At 70.1% G+C, this 17,530-nt stretch carries 15 protein-coding genes; 11 read left to right on the top strand and 4 right to left on the bottom strand.

Features of this window, described 5'->3' with window-relative positions:
* A partial coding sequence (locus tag KXR53_RS01855) for a murein hydrolase activator EnvC family protein (protein WP_437372840.1) occupies positions 1–518 on the top strand: 518 nt, incomplete at its 5' end.
* 1 nt (position 519) lies between these two features.
* Here the strand turns inward: KXR53_RS01855 and KXR53_RS01860 are convergent.
* Positions 520–1,422 (bottom strand): LysR family transcriptional regulator, encoded by a 903-nt coding sequence (locus KXR53_RS01860; RefSeq protein ID WP_437372842.1) that lies wholly within the window; start codon positions 1,420–1,422, stop codon positions 520–522.
* A gap of 117 nt (positions 1,423–1,539) precedes the next feature.
* Here KXR53_RS01860 and KXR53_RS01865 point away from each other — a divergent pair, with 117 nt between their 5' ends.
* Entirely contained in the window at positions 1,540–2,697 is a 1,158-nt protein-coding gene (locus KXR53_RS01865; RefSeq protein ID WP_437372844.1) for a M20 metallopeptidase family protein, read from the top strand.
* Positions 2,698–2,699: 2 nt separating this feature from the next.
* The gene (locus KXR53_RS01870; protein WP_437372846.1) at positions 2,700–4,229 is read left to right on the top strand and encodes an AbgT family transporter; all 1,530 of its coding nucleotides are present in this window, start codon (positions 2,700–2,702) and stop codon (positions 4,227–4,229) included.
* A gap of 32 nt (positions 4,230–4,261) precedes the next feature.
* On the opposite strand, the gene KXR53_RS01875 is transcribed toward KXR53_RS01870, so the two are convergent.
* Positions 4,262–5,134 carry an ATP-binding protein gene (locus KXR53_RS01875; protein WP_437372849.1) on the bottom strand — a complete coding sequence of 291 codons (873 nt, stop codon included), beginning with the start codon at positions 5,132–5,134 and terminating at the stop codon, positions 4,262–4,264.
* A gap of 239 nt (positions 5,135–5,373) precedes the next feature.
* Here KXR53_RS01875 and yajC point away from each other — a divergent pair, with 239 nt between their 5' ends.
* Genes yajC through KXR53_RS01890 form a run of 3 tightly spaced genes read left to right on the top strand, consistent with a single transcriptional unit; the run spans position 5,374 to position 6,720 of the window.
* Positions 5,374–5,817 carry a preprotein translocase subunit YajC gene (yajC, locus tag KXR53_RS01880; RefSeq protein ID WP_437372851.1) on the top strand — a complete coding sequence of 148 codons (444 nt, stop codon included), beginning with the start codon at positions 5,374–5,376 and terminating at the stop codon, positions 5,815–5,817.
* 23 nt (positions 5,818–5,840) lie between these two features.
* A complete protein-coding gene (locus tag KXR53_RS01885; protein WP_437372852.1) occupies positions 5,841–6,215 on the top strand; it encodes an Mth938-like domain-containing protein in 375 nt (124 codons plus the stop codon).
* Between the two features lie 55 nt (positions 6,216–6,270).
* Positions 6,271–6,720, top strand: coding sequence for a cupin domain-containing protein (locus KXR53_RS01890; RefSeq protein ID WP_437372854.1), 450 nt, complete (start codon positions 6,271–6,273; stop codon positions 6,718–6,720).
* Positions 6,721–6,722: 2 nt separating this feature from the next.
* On the opposite strand, the gene KXR53_RS01895 is transcribed toward KXR53_RS01890, so the two are convergent.
* Positions 6,723–7,964, bottom strand: a complete 1,242-nt coding sequence (locus KXR53_RS01895) for a flavin-dependent oxidoreductase (RefSeq protein WP_437372856.1) — start codon at positions 7,962–7,964, stop codon at positions 6,723–6,725.
* Between the two features lie 102 nt (positions 7,965–8,066).
* On the opposite strand from KXR53_RS01895, the gene KXR53_RS01900 reads away from it, so the two are divergent.
* The 4 genes from KXR53_RS01900 to KXR53_RS01915 all read left to right on the top strand — a co-directional run bounded on the left by KXR53_RS01900 (position 8,067) and on the right by KXR53_RS01915 (position 15,462).
* The gene (locus tag KXR53_RS01900; protein ID WP_437372858.1) at positions 8,067–8,915 is read left to right on the top strand and encodes a phytoene/squalene synthase family protein; all 849 of its coding nucleotides are present in this window, start codon (positions 8,067–8,069) and stop codon (positions 8,913–8,915) included.
* A 165-nt stretch (positions 8,916–9,080) separates the two neighbouring features.
* The gene (locus KXR53_RS01905; RefSeq protein ID WP_437372860.1) at positions 9,081–9,863 is read left to right on the top strand and encodes an IclR family transcriptional regulator; all 783 of its coding nucleotides are present in this window, start codon (positions 9,081–9,083) and stop codon (positions 9,861–9,863) included.
* Between the two features lie 17 nt (positions 9,864–9,880).
* Positions 9,881–13,696, top strand: coding sequence for a hydantoinase B/oxoprolinase family protein (locus KXR53_RS01910; RefSeq protein WP_437372862.1), 3,816 nt, complete (start codon positions 9,881–9,883; stop codon positions 13,694–13,696).
* Positions 13,697–13,809: 113 nt separating this feature from the next.
* A complete protein-coding gene (locus tag KXR53_RS01915) occupies positions 13,810–15,462 on the top strand; it encodes an OPT/YSL family transporter (protein WP_437372864.1) in 1,653 nt (550 codons plus the stop codon).
* Here the strand turns inward: KXR53_RS01915 and KXR53_RS01920 are convergent.
* Positions 15,446–16,360, bottom strand: coding sequence for a LysR family transcriptional regulator (locus KXR53_RS01920; RefSeq protein WP_437372865.1), 915 nt, complete (start codon positions 16,358–16,360; stop codon positions 15,446–15,448). The genes KXR53_RS01915 and KXR53_RS01920 overlap by 17 nt on opposite strands.
* Positions 16,361–16,456: 96 nt before the next feature.
* On the opposite strand from KXR53_RS01920, the gene KXR53_RS01925 reads away from it, so the two are divergent.
* Complete coding sequence (locus tag KXR53_RS01925; RefSeq protein ID WP_437372867.1) at positions 16,457–17,530, top strand: aldo/keto reductase; 1,074 nt, start codon at positions 16,457–16,459, stop codon at positions 17,528–17,530.

A 17,530-nucleotide genomic window follows, 5' to 3' on the forward strand; every position in this document is an offset into this window, starting at 1 on the left:
CGACGGCCCCGACCCCCACGGCGCCGACGCCGGCCGCGCCGACCTCGATCGTGCCGAAGCCCGCGACGCCCGCCGCCCCGGTGCCGCCGGTCGCCAGCACACAGCCGCCGGCGGCGGCCGCGACCCAGCCGCCGGCCCGGGCCTCCGGCCGCTTCGCCTGGCCGGTGTCCGGCTCGGTGATCGCCGGATACAACGCGCCGCTCGGCGGCAAGCCGAACCAGGGCATCAACATCTCGGCCCCGGCCGGCACCCCGATCAAGGCCGCGGGCCCCGGCGTCGTGGCCTATGCCGGCAACGAGCTGCGCGGCTACGGCAACCTGGTGCTGATCCAGCACGGCGACGGGCTGGTCACCGCCTACGCTCATGCCGCATCGCTGTCGGTGAAGAAGGGCGATCAGGTCACCGCCGGCCAGACCATCGGCACGGTCGGCCAGACCGGCGCCGTCGACCAGCCGCAGCTCCACTTCGAGGTGCGGAAGAACAGCCAGCCGGTCGACCCGAAGCAGTATCTGCAGTGAGCTAGGAGCGTTCCACCGGCGCCAGCTCGGCCAGCAGGGCGTCGCGGAAGGCGCGCACCGCGGCCGGCAGGGTGCGGCCGGCCATGGTCAGGATGTGCAGCGTGCTGTCGGTCATGCCCTCGTCGGCGACTGGTACGGCGACGAACTCGCCCATCTCCACCCGGCCGGGGTCGCGGATCGCGCTGGTGAAGTGGATGCAGCCCTCGATGTCGCCGAAGCGGCGCAGCGCGGCCATGGAGTTGGTCGACAGCACCGGCTCCAGCGCCAGCCCCTGCAGGTTGCAGCAGGCGTCGATCAGCTGCCGCTGGGTCCGGTCCGGATCCGGCAGGGCGACGGGGTAGGGCAGGGTCTCGGCCATGGTGATCGACTTCCGCCCGGCCAGCGGGTGAGTACGCGGCATCAGCGCGTGCATCGGCCGGCGGATCATCCGCTCCACTGTCACGCCGCGCGGGGGCGCCAGGTTGAAGGTGATGCCGATGTCGGTCTCGCCGTCCCGCACCCGCTCGGCGATCTGCACCGAGGTGCCGACCCAGAGATGGAAGCTCACGCCCGGATGGTCGCGGCGGAACGCGGCCACCGCCGCCGGCAGGATGTCCAGGGCGAAGCCCTCGAAGCTGGCCAGCCGGACATGGCCGCGATGAGGGCCCTGCAGCTCGCGGATTTCGGCGGCGGCGCGTTCGCCGTCCAGCATTGCCCGCCGGGCGTGCGCCGCCAGGATTTCCCCCGCCGCGCTCGGCACCATGCCGCGCGGCCGGCGCTCGAACAGCTCGGCCCCCAGCTCGCGCTCCAGCTTCGCGATCTGCCGGCTGATGGCGGAGCCGGCGACGTTCAGCCGCTTCGACGCATCCGCAATCGAACCGGACCGGGCGACCTCCAGGAAGTAGCGAAGCGCGGTGCTCTGCATGACGTTTCTTTCGTCCGTTGCCGGTGCGGCAACGCGTTGTTCGAATTATAGCGCTTGTGGCATGCGGATCCCCTCCATACCACGGATCGACGAACCAAGACCTGAACAGGGATGGCGATGGAGAGCTTTTCGCCCGAGGCGATCGCGGAAGCCGTGGAGATCCGCCGGCATCTGCACGCGAACCCCGAGCTGAAATACGAGGAGCATGGCACTGCCGATCTGGTGGCGTCGCGCCTGCGTGGCCTCGGCTACGCGGTCGAGACCGGCTTGGCCGGGACCGGCGTGGTCGGCCTGCTCGACACCGGCCGGCCGGGGCCGACCATCGCCTTCCGCGCCGACATGGACGCCCTGCCGATCCTCGAGGACACTGGCCTTCCCTATGCCTCGAAGACCCCCGGCAGGATGCATGCCTGCGGCCATGACGGGCACACCGCCTCGCTGCTCCTGGCGGCCCGCGGCCTGGCCGGCATCGCCGACCGCCTGTCCGGCCGGATCAAGCTGCTGTTCCAGCCGGCGGAGGAGGGCGGGCTCGGCGCCGCCCGGATGATCGAGGTCGGGGCGCTGGACGGTGTCGAGAGGATCTACGGCTACCACAACCGCCCGGCTTATCCGCTCGGCCGCGTCTTCGCCAAGGCCGGCCCGACCATGGGCGGCAGCTCGCTCTACGAGGTCACCATCTCCGGCAAGGGCGGCCACGCCTCGCGGCCGGATCTTGCGATCGACCCGATCTTCGTCGGCACCGCCGTGGTGCAGGGGCTGCAGAGCGTGGTGTCGCGCCGCCTGTCGCCGCTGGAATCGGGCGTCGTCACCGTCACCCAGTTCCATGGCGGCAACAGCCACAACATCATCCCGACGGCGGCGACGCTGTCGATCAACACCCGCGACGGGTCGCCCGCGGCCTATGAGCGGATCGACCAGGAGCTGCGCTGGGTGATCGTCCAGATCTGCGAGGCGCATGGCGCCACCGCGGCGATCGAGCAGACAATGCGCATCCCCTCGGTGGTGAACGACGCCGCAGAGACCGACTTCGTGCTGACGACCGCGCTCGACCTGGTTGGCCCCGAGCGCTCCGGCCGGATGGACTCGCTGCCGACCATGGGGGCGGAGGACTTCGCCTTTTACCTGGAGAAGGTGCCGGGCTGCTTCTTCTTCGTCGGCAACGGCGAGGACAGCGCCTATCTGCACCACCCCCGCTACGACTACCGCGACGAGATCCTGCCGGTCGCCGCCGGGATGTTCCTCGCCATCGCCGAACGCCGCCTGGGGGTGGGCTGACCATGACCACCGCCACCACCCGCGCCGAAGGCCGCTCCGCCATGCAGCGCTTCCTCGCCCTGATCGAGCGGGCCGGCAACCGTCTGCCGCACCCGTTCCTGCTGTTCCTCATCCTCTGCGGCGTCGTCGCGGTGCTGTCCTGGCTGATGTCGCTGGGCGGCGCCTCCGGCATCAACCCGAAGACCGGCAAGGAGGTCCTGGTCCAGAGCCTGATCTCCGGCGACGGGCTGGTCTTCGCCCTGACCTCGCTGGCCAAGAACTACGTCAATTTCCCGCCGCTCGGCGTGATCCTGGTGATCATGCTGGCGATCGGCGTGGCCGATAAGGTCGGGATGATCGCCAGCCTGATGCAGGTCAGCGTGATCAAGGCGCCGCGGCATCTGACGACCTTCGTCATCTTCCTGGTCGGCATGTGCAGCCACCTGGCCTCGGACGCCGCCTATATCGTGCTGATCCCGCTCTCAGCGATGATCTTCCAGGCGGTCGGACGCAACCCGCTAGTCGGTGCGGTCACCGGCTATGTCGCGGTCGGGGCCGGCTACGATGCCAGCCTGTTCATCACCCCGGTCGACGTCCTCCTGTCCGGCATCACCACCGGCGCCGCGCACACGATCGACCCGAACGCCTATGTCTCGCCGCTCGACAACTACTACTTCATCGCCTGCTCGGCGGTGCTGCTGTCGCTGGTCGGCACCCTGGTGATCGAGCGGATCGTGGAGCCGCTGGCCGGCAAGTACACCGGCGACGTGGTGCTGAAGCTGGAGCCGATCGGCGCCGCTGAGGCGCGGGCGCTGAAGCGCGTCGGCTGGGTGACGCTGGCCTTCCTCGCCGTCGTGCTGGTGGCGGTGCTGCCGGCCGGGTCGCCGCTGCGCAACGAGCAGGGCGGGCTGGTGCCGTCGCCCTTCCTCGAAGGCATCGTCGCGATCCTGGCGGTGTTCTTCCTGCTGCTCGGCTGGGTCTACGGCTCTGCGGTCGGCAAGGTCAAAAGCGCCCGCGACATCGCCGGTTACATGGCCGAGGCGGTGAAGGAGCTGGCGCCGACGCTGGTGCTGTTCTTCGCCATCTCGCAGTTCCTGGCCTGGTTCCGCTGGACCAATCTCGGCGAGTGGATCGCGATCCACGGCTCGCATCTGCTCGACACCGGTGGGCTGGGCGGCACGCCGCTGGTGCTGGCCTTCATCCTGCTGGCGATGGTGATGAGCGTCTTCATCACCTCGGGCTCGGCGCAGTGGTCGCTGATGGCGCCGGTCTTCGTGCCGATGATGATGCTGGTGGGGCTGGAGCCGGCGCTGGTCCAGGCCGCCTTCCGCATCTCGGACTCGGTCACCAACGTGATCTCGCCGATGAGCCCGTACTTCGCCGTCTGCCTGGCCTTCCTGCAGCGCTATCAGAAGGATGCCGGCATCGGCACGCTGGCGGCGATGACGCTGCCGATCTCGATCGGCTTCCTGATCGCCTGGTCCGCCTTCCTGGTGCTGTGGGTCGAGCTCGGCCTGCCGCTGGCGCCGGGCGTCGGGCTGTTCCTCAACTGAAGGAAAGGGGCGGCGAGAGCCGCCCCTTCTTCTTACTTCGCAGCCTCGAGCCGTTTGCCCAGGCGGCCGGCCAGGTCCTGGATGTACTGCCAGGCGACGCGGCCGGAGCGGGAGCCGCGGGTAATGGTCCATTCCAGCGCCTCGGCGCGCAGCGTCGCAGGATCGATCTCGAGGCCGAAGGCGGCGGCGTAGCCCTCCACCATCTCGAGATAGGTGTCCTGGTTGCAGCCGTGGAAGCCGAGCCACAGGCCGAAGCGGTCGGACAGCGACACCTTCTCCTCCACCGCCTCGCCGGCGATGATCGCGGTCGACCGCTCATTCTCGATCATCTCGCGCGCCAGGATGTGGCGGCGGTTCGAGGTGGCGTAGAACACCACGTTCTCCGGCCGGCCTTCGATGCCGCCCTCCAGGATCGCCTTCAGCGACTTGTAGCTGGCGTCCTGGCCGTCGAAGGACAGGTCGTCGCAGAACAGGATGAAGCGGCGGGTCGAGGCGCGCAGCAGATGCAGCAGGCGGGGCAGGGAGGAGATGTCCTCGCGATGGATCTCGACCAGCGCCAGGACGCCGCCAGCCTCACCGTTCACCGCCGCGTGCACCGACTTGACCAGCGAGCTCTTGCCCATGCCGCGGGCGCCCCAGAGCAGCGCGTTGTTGGCCGGCAGGCCCCGGGCGAAGCGGCGGGTGTTCTCCAGCAGCAGGTCGCGCTGCAGCTGAATGCCCTGCAGTAGGCCAAGATCGACCCGGCTGACCGTGGCGACCGGCTGCAGCCGCCCGTGCTCGGCCTCCCAGGTGAAGGCGTCGGCGCTGGCCAGGTCGGTCGGCACCGGCGGCGGCGGCGCCAACCGCTCCAGCGCATCGGCGATGCGGGTCAGCTGCTGCAGATATGTCGGATCCAGGTCGGCCACTGGACGTTCTCCTTCGCATTCGGCCAGCCGACGCTAATGATCGTGCCGCGCGGCTGTCGAGATCAACCGCCGCAGGGCTCCCCTGCCCTGGCAGGATGGCCGGGCCCGGCCATCCTGCAAACCTCCAAGTCCGGCAGGATCGCCGAGGCGATCCTGCCGGGGCGCAGGCAGACCGGATTCCGTTGCAACCGCGGCCCCGGCCGCTATAGTCGCGCGCGACTGTAAAGGTGGAGCGAAGGATGTTCATTTCCGAGGCCTATGCCCAAGCGGCCGATCCCGGCGCGGCCGGGGGTGCCGGCCTGCTCGTGCAATTCGCGCCGCTGATCCTCATCTTCGTGGTGTTCTATTTCCTGCTCATCCGGCCGCAGCAGAAGCGGGCGAAGGAGCACCGCGACATGCTGGCCGCGCTGCGCCGTGGCGACCGAATCGTCACCGGCGGCGGCATCGTCGGCACCGTGCAGAAGGTCGCCGATGACGAGCTGACGGTGGAGATCGCCGAGAACGTCCGGGTCAAGGTGATCCGCAGCACCGTGACCACGGTGCTGGCCCGCACCGAGCCGGCCAAGAACGGCGGGTCGGGCAACGGCGACAAGGCCGAGGAGGCCGCGGCTCCGGCCGCCGCCAACGCGCCGGCCGAGGCGGAGAAGCCCAAGGGGCTGGCCCGCTTCCTGGCGCGCAAGTGAGCTGAGCGGGACGGAGCGGGATCGTGGAAATCTCCTCCGTCATACCGCCCGGGCGGCGGATGATCGACGGCTATCAGCCGGGCGGCTTCCGCATCGCCGGAGAGCTGCATCAGGGGCCGATGCTGGTGTGGCCGGAGGGCGAGGCGCCCTGGCCGATCGGCCGGATCGAGGATCTGGCCCTGGCCGATCTCGACCCGGTGAAGCGGATCGAGCCGCCGGTCGAGGTGCTGCTGATCGGCTGCGGCCCACGCATGGTGCTGCTGCCCTCGGCGTTGCGGCGGCAGATCCGCGAGGCCGGCATCGGCATGGACGCGATGGATACCGGCGCCGCCTGCCGCACCTACAACGTGCTGATCTCGGAGGGCCGCCGCGCCGCTGCGGCGCTGATCCCGGTCTGATAGTCTTGGAGCGGCTCGGCCGAGAGCCGGGCAGCAGAGATCGGGGAGGCGCGACATGAAGGCGATGACGGCGGGCATCACCGGAGCGAACGAGGGGATCGACGGCATCTCCTGGTCGATCCTCGGCCAGACCTATGTGCCGAAGCAGATCTCCGAGGACAGCTTCGCCTGGCACGCCACCTTGGGCATCGGCACCTTCGTGCCGCCGCATATCCACCCTCTGCAGGACGAGTTCCTCTACATCCTCGAGGGCCGGCTCGACTTCCTGCTCGACGGCAAGAACGCATCGGCCACGGTCGGCGACCTCGTGCGCCTGCCCAAGGGCATTCCGCACGGCATCTTCAACAACAGCGGCGCGATCGCGAAATCGCTGTTCTGGGTGGCCCCGACCGGCCGGCTGGTCGAGCTGTTCCAGGCCCTGCACGACCTGCCGCAGCAGACGCCGGAGGCGGTGGTGGCGCTGGCGGCGAAGCACGATGTCGAGTTTCTGCCGCCGCCTGCTTAGGGTCAGTTGGGGCGACGGAGCTGGGCCGGGGTGAAACCGGCGACCGTCGCATAGCCCCGGACGATCGCCTGGCGCTCCGCATGCGGCAGGACCGCCTCGATGTCCTCGAAGCCGTCCGGCGCCAGCTGCTCGACCACGTCGATCACGCCCTCCGGCCCGCCGCTGCGGTTGAGCCGGACGATCTCCGCGGTCTTCGGCCGCCGCTCCGCCTCGTAGCGCTCCAGGGCGGCCTCGGCGTCCGGCGCCTCCGCCAGGGCATCGGCCAGGGCCCGGGCGTCGAGGATCGCCTGGGACGCGCCGTTCGACCCCACCGGGTACATCGGATGCGCCGCGTCGCCCAGCAGCGTCACCCGGCCGTGCCGCCAGCGCGGCAGCGGGTCGCGATCGCACATCGGGTACTCCCAGAACTCCGCCGTCGCCTGGATGATCTCGGTGATGTCTGCCTCCGGCAGCGCAAAGCGCCGGGCGTGCGGCAGGGCCTCGTCCAGCCGGCCGGGCCGCGACCAGTCCTCGCGCCGGGGTGGGGGAGCACTGCCGTTGCCGATGCGCGCGCACACGACCCAGTTGGTCAGCCGCCGGTCCGGCGCGGTGCCCGGCGCGATCGGGTACAGCACGACCTTCGCCTGCATGCCGCCGGCGACGATCATGGTCCGCCCGTCCATATAGCCCGGCCAGTCGATCGCGCCGCGCCACATCATGACGCCGTTCCAGGAGGGCGGCCCCTGGTCGGGATACAGCGTGTCCCGGACGATCGAATGGATGCCGTCGGCCGCGATAAGAACGTGGCCCCGCGCGGTGCCGGCCGGCGCGCCGTGGCGGTCGACGAAATGCGCGACGACCTCGGCTCCAGTCTGCTCGAATCCGGCTAGGCGGCGCCCATGGTGGATCTCGCCGCCGAGCCGCTCCCGCGCCGCCCTGTGCAGTTCGCCGAGCAGCCGGCCGCGGTGGATCGAGAATTGCGGCACAGGAAAGCCGGCATCCAGGCCGCGCGGCTCGCGCCACACCACTTGGCCGAAGCGGTTGCAGTACAGCAGCTCCCGGGTGCGGATGGCGACGGCGTCGAGCCGGTCGAGCAGGCCGAGCCCGGCGAGCTCCTGGATCGCATTCGGCAGGGTGTTGATGCCGACGCCGATCTCCCGCGGCTCGGCCGACTGCTCGAACACCGCGCAGTCCAGGCCGCGTGCGTGCAGCATCAGCGCCGTCGTTAGACCGCCGATGCCGCCGCCGACGATGATCGCCTTCATCGGTCACCTCCCGATCTGTATCCGGCCGAGTGTTCAACCTCGGAGCATGGCTGGCAAGCTCCGGTGGCGGGCGGTGCTGCGAGCGGGCATATAGGGGCCGCCATGCCGACGACCGATCCCCTGGGGCAGAACGGCGAGCAGGTTCGCCGCCTCGACCACGACCGCTACCTGACCTGCCTGCTCGCCCCGGCGCCGCGCCGGCCGGCGCTGTTCGCGCTCTACGCCTTCAACATCGAGGTGGCGAAGACGCGCGAAGTAGTCAGCCAGCCGCTGCTCGGCCAGATCCGGCTGCAATGGTGGCGCGATGCCATCGGCGAAATCTATGAGGGCCGGCCGCGGCGTCACGAGGTGCTGGACGCGCTGGCCCCGGCGGTCTGGGCCCATGACCTGACCCGTGCGCATTTCGACACCGTCATCGATGCCCGCGAGCGCGACCTCGACGACGAGCCGCCGGCGACCCTGGCCGATCTCGAGCGCTACGCCGCGGACACCGCCGGGCCGCTGCTGCGCCTGCATCTCGAGGTTCTGGGCGTGCGCGACGAGGCCGCGCATCGGGCGGCAACGGGGATCGGGACCGCCTGGGCCCTGGTCGGGCTGATGCGCGCCGTGCCGTTCCACGCCCGGCAGAAGCGTCTCTACCTGCCGCAGGAGATCGTCGCGGCCGAGGGCGTCGACCGCGGCCTGCTGTTCGAGATGAAGCCGCATGATGCGCTGAGCCGGGCGGTGGCTCGCGTCGTGGAGGCGGCGCAAAGGCATTTGGACGAGGCACGAGCCCTACGGCGCGAAGTGCCGCGGTCGGCGACGCCGGCCCTGCTGTCGGCTCGCCTGGCCGACGGCTATCTCCGCCGGCTGCGGCGGGCGGGATACGACGTCTTCTTGGCTCTGGTCCAGGAACCGCCGCCGCTGCGCCAAGCCGACTTGGTGCTGGGGGCGCTTCTCGGCCGGTACTAGCCGTCGCCAGATTCTGCAGATCCCGATCTTGATCCACAGCCCGGCGTTTCCGCCGGGCTTTTGCCATGCGCCGTAAACGGGGTTGATCGGCCTCTGCGGCGGTGGTTAGAGTTTCAATATTCGAAATTCTAGTTCCGTAAAATGGAACTTCTTTGAGGTGGCTTCATGACCACGCTCGAAAGCGCCGCCGCTGTCCTGCGCTGCTTCTCCGCCAGCCGCACCGAGATCACGGTGACCGAGGCGGCGTCGCTGCTGTCGCTACCGAAGAGCAACATCTCCCGCCTGCTGCGGTCGATGCGCGATGCCGGACTCCTGGAGACCGTCGGCGAAACCAAGCGTTACCGTCCGGGGCCGCTGATCCTCGGCGTCGGGCACCTGTTCCGCACCACCTCCTCGCTGGTCGGCCGGGCGGATGCGGTGGTGGGGCGGATCGTCGCCGCGGTCGGCCATACCGGCTACGTCTCGATCCGCGACGGCGGCGAGGTGACCGGCCTGACCTATCATCCCGGGACCAATGTGCTGCGTGTCGCCACGCCGGTCGGCCGGCCGCTCGCGGCCCATTCCAGCGCCACTGGCCGCTCACTTCTGGCCCGGCTGTCGGATGAGCAAGTCCGGGAGCTGTTCCCAGAGCCGTGGCAGCCAGTCTCGCCGACCGCGCCGCAGACCCTCGATGAGCTGCTGGAGCGGCTGCAGACGGTCCGCCGCCTGGGCTTCGCGGAATCGCATGACGAGGCCAATCGCGGCGTCGGGGCCGTCGCCACCGCCGTGGGGTCGCCCGAGACGGGCGAGGCGGTCAGCCTCTGCATCGCCTATCCGATCTCCACCGTCACGGCGGAGGAGCGGGAGGACATCATCGCCCGGCTGCTGGCCGCGGCACGGGAGGTCGCGGCCCTGGCCTGCGACCCGCACTGGACGAACCAGGCCGAGATCTCGGCCTCCGCAGCATGACAATGGACGGATCGATCATGTCGCAGACCACCTTGCCGCAGGCGACGCGCTGGCGCATCGGCTTCGACATCGGCGGCACCTTCACCGACTTCATCCTCTATGACGGCGAGGGGCGCACGGTGAAGCTGCACAAGCGGCTGACCACGCCGCACGACCCGTCCGAGGCCGCGTTGCTGGGGATCGAGGAACTGGTGGAAATGGCCGGCATCCGCCTGTCGGATGTCGGCGAGATGGTGCACGGCACCACCCTGGTCACCAACGCCGTGATCGAGCGCAAGGGCGCCAAGCTGGGGCTGATCACCACCCGGGGCTTCCGCGACGTGCTCGAGATGGGCACGGAGCAGCGCTACGACATCTACGACCTGTTCCTGCAGTTCCCGGAGCCGCTGGTGGCCCGCCGGCTGCGGCTGGAGGTACCGGAGCGGGTGGACCGCGACGGCACCGTGGTCGAGCTGCTGGACCATGATGCGGTGCGTGCCGCCCTGCGCCGGCTGGTGGCGGAGGGTGTCGAGGCGGTCGCCGTCTGCTTCCTGCACGCCTACCGCAACCCGGAGCATGAGCGGATCGTCGGTGACATCGTCCGCACCGAATTCCCGCAGCTTGCCGTCTCCCTGTCCTCTGAGGTCGTGGCCGAGCTGTGGGAGTACCAGCGCTGCGTCACCACCTGCGCCAACGCCTATGTCCAGCCGCCGATGGACCGCTATCTCGGGCGGCTGGAGCGGGAGCTGGCGGTGCGCGGCTTCGCCGGCACGCTGCGGCTGATGCATTCGGCCGGCGGGCTGGTGGCGCCGGAGACGGCACGGGCCTTCCCGATCCGTCTGCTCGAATCCGGCCCGGCCGGTGGTGGCTTGGCGACCGCGCTGTTCGGCGCCCTGGCCGGCAAGGCCGACGTTATCTCCTTCGACATGGGCGGCACGACCGCCAAGGCCTGCCTGATCGAGGACGGCCGCGCCGAGATCGCGCCGATGATGGAGGCAGGCCGCGTCCACCGTTTCAAGAAGGGCTCGGGCCTGCCGATCAAGGCGCCGGTTATCGACATGATCGAGATCGGCGCCGGCGGCGGGTCGATCGCCTCGATCGACGAGGTCGGACTGCTGCGGGTTGGGCCGCATTCCGCCGGTTCCGACCCCGGCCCGGCCTGCTATGGCAAGGGCGGCACCCAGCCGACGGTGACCGACGCCAATCTGGTGCTCGGCTACTACGATCCCGGCTTCTTCCTGGGCGGCCGCATGGCGCTCGACAAGGCGGCGGCCGAGGCCTCGGTCGCGCGGGTGGCGGAACCGCTCGGCCTGTCGGTCGAGGAGGCGGCCTGGGGCATTCATAAGGTGGTGACCGAGAGCATGGCCGCCGCCGCCCGGGTGCATCTGGTCGAGAAGGGCAAGGACCCGCGCCGCTACGCCATGGTCGGCTTCGGCGGCGCCGGGCCGGCCCATGCCGCTGGCGTGGCGCGGATCCTGGGTGTCGCCGAGGTGATCATCCCGCCGGCCTCCGGCGCCGCCTCGGCGCTCGGATTCCTGGCGGCGCCGCTGTCCTTCGAGCTGGTCCGCTCGCACCCGGTCCGCTTCTCGGGCGATTTCGACGCCGACGTGGTCAACGGCGTGCTGGCGGAGTTGGAGGCCGAGGGCCGACGGCGCCTGGCCGAGGCGGGCGTCGATGCGGCGGCGGTCACGGTCGAGCGCAGCGCGGACATGCGCCTCGTCGGCCAGATGCATGAGATCGCCGTGCCGCTGCCGTCCGACCCGATCGGCGCCGGCAGCCTGGAGGCGATCCGCACCGCCTTCGCCGAGGTCTACACCGCCCGCTACACCTCGCTCTATGGCGGCGCCGAGATCGAGGCGATCAATTTCCGCGTCCGCTGCCTGGGCCCGACCCCGACGCTGTCGCTGACTGGCGCGGCCGGGGGCGGCGACACCGCGGCCAAGCGCAAGCGCACGCGGCTGGCCCGCTTCGCCGACGGCTCGGTCGAGGCCGTGGTCTATGACCGCTACGCGCTGGCGCCGGGCGATCGGATCGAAGGGCCGGCGATCATCGAGGAGCGGGAATCCACGACCGTCGTGCCGCCCGGCGACGTCGTGCGGGTCGACGACAGCCTGAACCTGCGCATCGCCATCGGCATCGCTGCGCCGGTCCAGGAGCTGGTCACCGTCGAGATGCCGCTGTCCGAGGCGATCGCCCGGATCGAGGCCGACCCGATCGCGCTGGAGATCATGTGGAGCCGCCTGGTCACCGTTGTCGAGGAGATGTGGCTGACGGTCTGCCGCACCGCCTTCTCACTGGTAATTTCCGAGGCCCAGGACTTCGCCTGCGAGCTCTTGGATCCCGAGGGCGAGACGCTGGCCCATTCGCCACGGGCGATGCCGGTGTTCAACCTGACCCTGCCGCGGGCGGTGAAGGCGCTGCTGAAGGAGTATCCGGCGGAAACGCTACGGCCCGGCGACGTGCTGGTCACCAACGATCCCTGGCTCTGCGCCGGGCACCTGTTCGACATCGCCGTGGTCACGCCGGTGTTCCACGACGATCGATTGGTCGGGCTGATGGGCACGGTCGGCCATGTCTCCGACATCGGCGGCACCAAGGACAGCCTGCGCGCCCGCGAGATCTTCGAGGAGGGATTCCAGATCCCGCCGATGAAGCTCTCCGAGGAGGGACGGCCGAATGCGACGCTGTTCCGCCTGCTGGCGGAGAATGTGCGCAACCCGGCGCAGGTGACGGGCGACATCCATTCCTTCGTCGCCGCCAACGCGCTCGGCGCCGAGCGGCTGGTCGCTTTCATGCAGGAATACGGCATGCAGGACCTGCGGGCCCTGGCCGCGGTGGTCCAGGGTCGGTCCGAGACGGCGATGCGCGAGGCGATCGCGGCGTTGCCGGACGGCGTCTACCGGTCGGAGATCGAGAACAACCCGTTGGGCGAGCGGCTGCGCTATCCGCTGGAGCTGACCGTCCAGGGCGATCGCATCACCCTCGACTTCGCCGGGGCGCCGGCGCAGCTGCCGCAGGGCGGGCTGAACTGCACGCTGAACTACACCGCGGCGCACGCGACCTATCCGCTGAAATGCATGCTGACACCGAATGTCCGCGGCAATGCCGGCTGTTATCGGCCGTTCGAGGTGAAGGCGCCGGAAGGGTCGATCCTGAACGCCACCCGGCCGATGGCGGTCAATCTGCGCACCCGCACCGGCTGGTACATCGCGCCGAACATCTTCCGGGCGCTGGCCGAGGCGGCGCCGGACAAGGTCCAGGCCTTCACCGGCCTGCCGGTCGCGGCCACCATCTACGGCCGCGACGCGGCGGGCGCGACCTATTCCGACATGCTGTTCATGGGCGGCGGGCAGGGCGCCTCGTCGCATGGTGACGGCAAGTCGGGCCTGCTGTGGCCGACCTCGGCCGCCAACACCTCGGTCGAACTGTTCGAGACCCGCGTCCCGGTGCTGGTGCTGGAAAAGACCTATGTCCGGGACTCCGGCGGGCCGGGGCGCCACCGCGGCGGGCTCGGCCAGCGCGTCTCGCTGCGCAAGCTGGCCGATGACGGGCTGACCACCTTCGTCGCGGTCTATCCGGAAGGCGTGAAGTCGAGCAACCCCGGCTTGTTCGGCGGCGCACCTGGCGGTGCGGCGCACGGCGTGGTGCGCGATACCCACGGAAAGATCCTGCGCGACTGCGGCACCGGCGAGCTGGTGCAGCTGGCCAAGCCGGACGAGATCATCGAGATCGTCCTGGCCGGTGGCGCGGGATTTGGTGATCCCGCCGAACGCCCCCGCGCGGCGCTGGACCGCGACGCCGGCGACGGGCTGGTCTCGACGGTGGCCGCCGCCGACGCCACCAAGGCCGCATGACCTTCAGGGCCGCGCCCTCCACGGAGAGGCGCGGCCCTTTCTCGATAGGGACACGCCCAAGAGCCCGCATCACGAGATCAAGGCCGCGGCAAGCGGCTTCACAAGGAGGCTTCATGCAGCACGACCTGACCGCGGACCAGACCGGGTCCCCCGCCACAGGCCTTCCATCCGCCGCGCGCCGGCATCCGAGCGTGTTCGAGCCGGCGACCCTCGCCCTGATCGTCCTGCTCTGCATATTCGGCGCCATCATCGGCATGCAGATCCTGGTCAGCCTAGGCGTCTCGGCGAACACTTCGCTGATCGGTGCCCTGGCCGCCATGGTTCTGGCGCGCGTGCCGCTGGGCCTGTTCGCCCGCTACCGCTCGATCCATCTCCAGAACCTGGCGCAGAGCGCGATCTCCAGCGCCACCTTCGGCGCCGCCAACAGCCTGCTGCTGCCGATCGGCATCCCCTATGCGCTGGGCCGGCCGGACCTGGTGCTGCCGATGTTCGCCGGCGTCGCCCTGGCCATGCTGCTCGATGCCTATCTGCTGTACCGGATGTTCGACACCAAAGTGTTCCCGGCGACCGGCGCCTGGCCGCCGGGCGTGGCCGCGGCCGAGGCGATCAAGGCCGGCGACGAGGGCGGTCGCAAGGCGGCGCTGCTGGGCGTCGGTGTCGCCATCGGCGCTGTCGGCGCCTTCTTCAAGATCCCGATGTCGGCCTTCGGCATCGCCTTCATCGGCAACATCTGGGCGCTGGCCATGTTCGGCATCGGCCTGCTGCTGCGCGGCTATTCCGCCCAGCTCTTCGGCGGCGAGGCCTTCGCCGGCATCATCCCCGGCGGCGACCTGGCCAAGGCCTATATCCCGCACGGGGTGATGATCGGCGCCGGCCTGGTGGCGCTGCTGCAGGTGGGCTCGACCATCCTGCGGCGGGACACCAATGGCGGCGTCCGTACGCAATCGGATGCGGCGCTGCGGCGGGCGCTCGGCCTCGGCACGGCCGGCTACATCCTCCTGGCCATGCTGATCGCCGCGGCCGGCGGGCTGTGGACCGAACTGTCCTGGGGCATGCTCGTCGCGTTCGTCCTCTACGCGGCCTTCGCGGCCTTCGTGCATGAACTGATCGTCGGCCTCGCGGCGATGCATTCCGGCTGGTTCCCGGCCTTCGCCGTGGCGCTGATCACGCTCATGATCGGCATGCTGATCGGCTTCCCGCCGGCGGCGCTGGCGCTGCTGGTCGCCTTCTCGGCCGCCACCGGGCCGGCCTTCGCCGATATGGGCTACGACCTGAAAGCCGGGCACATCCTGCGCGGCCACGGCGCCGATCCGGAGTTCGAGCGTGACGGCCGGCGGCAGCAGTTGTTCGCCGCGATGGTCGCCTTCCTGGTGGCGATCGTCGTCGTCTTCCTGTCCTGGGAGGCGTATTTCGCGCAGGACCTGCTGCCGCCGGTCGACCGGGTCTATGCCGCCACGATCGGGGCCGGGGTGGCACCGGAGGTGGCGCGGTCGCTCGCCCTCTGGGCCATCCCGGGGGCGATCGTCCAGTGGCTCGGCGGGTCGCGGCGGCAGATGGGGATCCTGTTCGCGACCGGCCTGCTGCTGAACGCCCCACTGGCAGGCTGGGCGGTGCTGGCCGGCATCGTCATCCGCTTCCTGTGGACCCGCTGGCGCGGCGAGGACGGACGGGGCGAGATGGAGGTGGTCGCCGCCGGGGTCATCGCCGGCGACGCCCTGTTCAGCTTCTTCGACTCCGTCGCCAAGCCCTTCACCGGCCGTCGGTAGACATGGCCTGCCGCCGCTGCAGGAAATCGACGAAGGCGCGCAGCGGCGGCGGCATCTGTCGGCGGCTCGGATAATAGAGGTAGAAGCCGGGGAAGGGCGGCGTCCACGCCTCGAGCAGCCGCACCAGCCGGCCGGCCTCGACCAGCGGCCGGATCTGGAGGTCGAAGAGATAGGCGATGCCGACGCCGTCCAGCGCTGCCCGGATCGCGACCTCCGGCTCGGTGACGGTGAGCGGGCCCTCCACCGCCACCTCCAGCTTCTCCGCGCCGCGCTCGAACTCCCAGCGGTAGAGGCTGCCGTCGGTCGGCCAGCGGAAATTGATGCAGCGATGGTGCCGCAGGTCGCGCGGCGTCTCGGGCACGCCATGGCGGTCGAGATAGGAAGGGGCGGCGACGGCCATCAGCTCGATCTCGCCGCCCAGCTTCACCGCGACCATGTCGCGCTCGACCATCTCGCCGAGCCGCAGGCCGGCGTCGAAGCGTTCGGCGACGATATCGACCAGCCGGTCGTCGACCACGATGTCGAGGGCGATGTCCGGATAGGCCTCATGAAAAGGGCCGATCAGTGGCGCCAGGTGATGGATCGCGGCAATGCGCGAGGCGTTGATCCGCAGCAGGCCCGCCGGCGTGTCGCGCAGGGCACGGACATTGGCGAGAGCGGTGTCGAGGTCGGCCAGGGCGGGCAGCAGCTCGGCCAGGAGCCTTGCCCCGGCTTCGCTTGGCGCCACGCTGCGAGTGGTGCGGTTGAGCAGCCGGACACCCAGCCGGCCCTCCAGCTCCCGGATAGTCTGACTCAGGGCCGATCGCGATACCCCGAGATGCGCCGCGGCGCGGGCGAAGCTGCCATGCTCGGCGATGGCGGCGAAGGCTCGCAGCTCGGCATAGTCGCTGCCCCGCATTGTGCATCATTCCCTTAACAGCCCATGCGGATAATGCCGCCTTCAGCGAAGGATGTCAGCGCGCCATCTTCCGGCCAACCACAGCAGGAGATGACCATGAGCGACACGCTGTCCCTGGACTTCTATCGGTTGCTCGGCCGGTCCGGCCTCAGGGTCTCGCCGCTCGCCCTCGGCGCGATGACTTTCGGCACCGATTGGGGCTGGGGCGCCGACGAGGCGGAAGCGCGCAGGATCTTCGATAGCTATGTCGACCGAGGCGGCAATTTCATCGACACCGCCAACCAGTACACCGACGGCAGCTCCGAACGCCTGGTCGGCAAGTTCGCGGCCGACCGGCGCGACCGGCTGGTGATCGCGACCAAATACACGCTGCCGCTGCGGGCCGGGGACCCGAACTCCGGCGGCAATCACCGCAAGAGCCTGGTCCGGTCGGTCGAGAGCAGCCTGCAGCGGATGCAGACGGATTACATCGATCTGCTCTATCTCCACGCCTGGGACTTCACGACCCCGGTCGAGGAGATCCTGCGCGCCATGGACGACGTCGTCCGCGCCGGCAAGGTGCTCTATGTCGGGATCTCCGACGCCCCGGCCTGGCAGATCGCGCGCATGCAGACGACCGCAGATCTCCGCGGCTGGTCACCGCTGGTCGCGCTGCAGATCGAATACAGCCTGATCGAGCGGACGGTCGAGCGGGACCTGATCCCGATGGCGCGGGAGCTCGGTCTCGGGGTCATCCCCTGGTCGCCCCTGGCCAGCGGCGTGCTGACCGGCAAGTACAGCCGGGCTGACCTCGACATCGGCGGCGGCTCGGCCGAGGCCGCGGGGACGCGCAAGAACGTCGCCGCCGCCAACGGCGCCCTGACCGAGCGCGGCCTCGCGATCGCCGAGGAGGTCAAGGCGGTGGCGGTCGAGATCGGCAAGACGCCGGCGCAGGTGGCCCTCGCCTGGACCCTGCTCAACCCCGCCGTGACCGCGCCGATCATGGGCGTGCGGACGCTGGCGCAGCTCGAGGACAATCTCGGTGCCCTCGACGTCGTGTTCACCGATGGCCAGAAGGCGCGGCTGGAGGCGGCGAGTGCCGTCGACCTCGGCTTCCCGCACGAATTCCTGGCCCGGCCGATGACGCGCAACGTGATGTTCGGCAACGTCCGGATAGCCCCGCGGCGCTAA

Origin of the sequence: Inquilinus limosus (assembly GCF_051487185.1) — a bacterium.
Lineage (GTDB): Bacteria > Pseudomonadota > Alphaproteobacteria > DSM-16000 > Inquilinaceae > Inquilinus > Inquilinus limosus_F.

Coding starts and splice junctions, on each gene's coding strand:
- KXR53_RS01860 (WP_437372842.1), bottom strand. CDS start 1,422: ATGCAGAGCACCGCGCTTCGCTACTTCCTGGAGGTCGCCCGGTCCGGT.
- KXR53_RS01865 (WP_437372844.1), top strand. CDS start 1,540: ATGGAGAGCTTTTCGCCCGAGGCGATCGCGGAAGCCGTGGAGATCCGC.
- KXR53_RS01870 (WP_437372846.1), top strand. CDS start 2,700: ATGACCACCGCCACCACCCGCGCCGAAGGCCGCTCCGCCATGCAGCGC.
- yajC (WP_437372851.1), top strand. CDS start 5,374: ATGTTCATTTCCGAGGCCTATGCCCAAGCGGCCGATCCCGGCGCGGCC.
- KXR53_RS01890 (WP_437372854.1), top strand. CDS start 6,271: ATGAAGGCGATGACGGCGGGCATCACCGGAGCGAACGAGGGGATCGAC.
- KXR53_RS01895 (WP_437372856.1), bottom strand. CDS start 7,964: ATGAAGGCGATCATCGTCGGCGGCGGCATCGGCGGTCTAACGACGGCG.
- KXR53_RS01900 (WP_437372858.1), top strand. CDS start 8,067: ATGCCGACGACCGATCCCCTGGGGCAGAACGGCGAGCAGGTTCGCCGC.
- KXR53_RS01905 (WP_437372860.1), top strand. CDS start 9,081: ATGACCACGCTCGAAAGCGCCGCCGCTGTCCTGCGCTGCTTCTCCGCC.
- KXR53_RS01910 (WP_437372862.1), top strand. CDS start 9,881: ATGTCGCAGACCACCTTGCCGCAGGCGACGCGCTGGCGCATCGGCTTC.
- KXR53_RS01915 (WP_437372864.1), top strand. CDS start 13,810: ATGCAGCACGACCTGACCGCGGACCAGACCGGGTCCCCCGCCACAGGC.
- KXR53_RS01920 (WP_437372865.1), bottom strand. CDS start 16,360: ATGCGGGGCAGCGACTATGCCGAGCTGCGAGCCTTCGCCGCCATCGCC.
- KXR53_RS01925 (WP_437372867.1), top strand. CDS start 16,457: ATGAGCGACACGCTGTCCCTGGACTTCTATCGGTTGCTCGGCCGGTCC.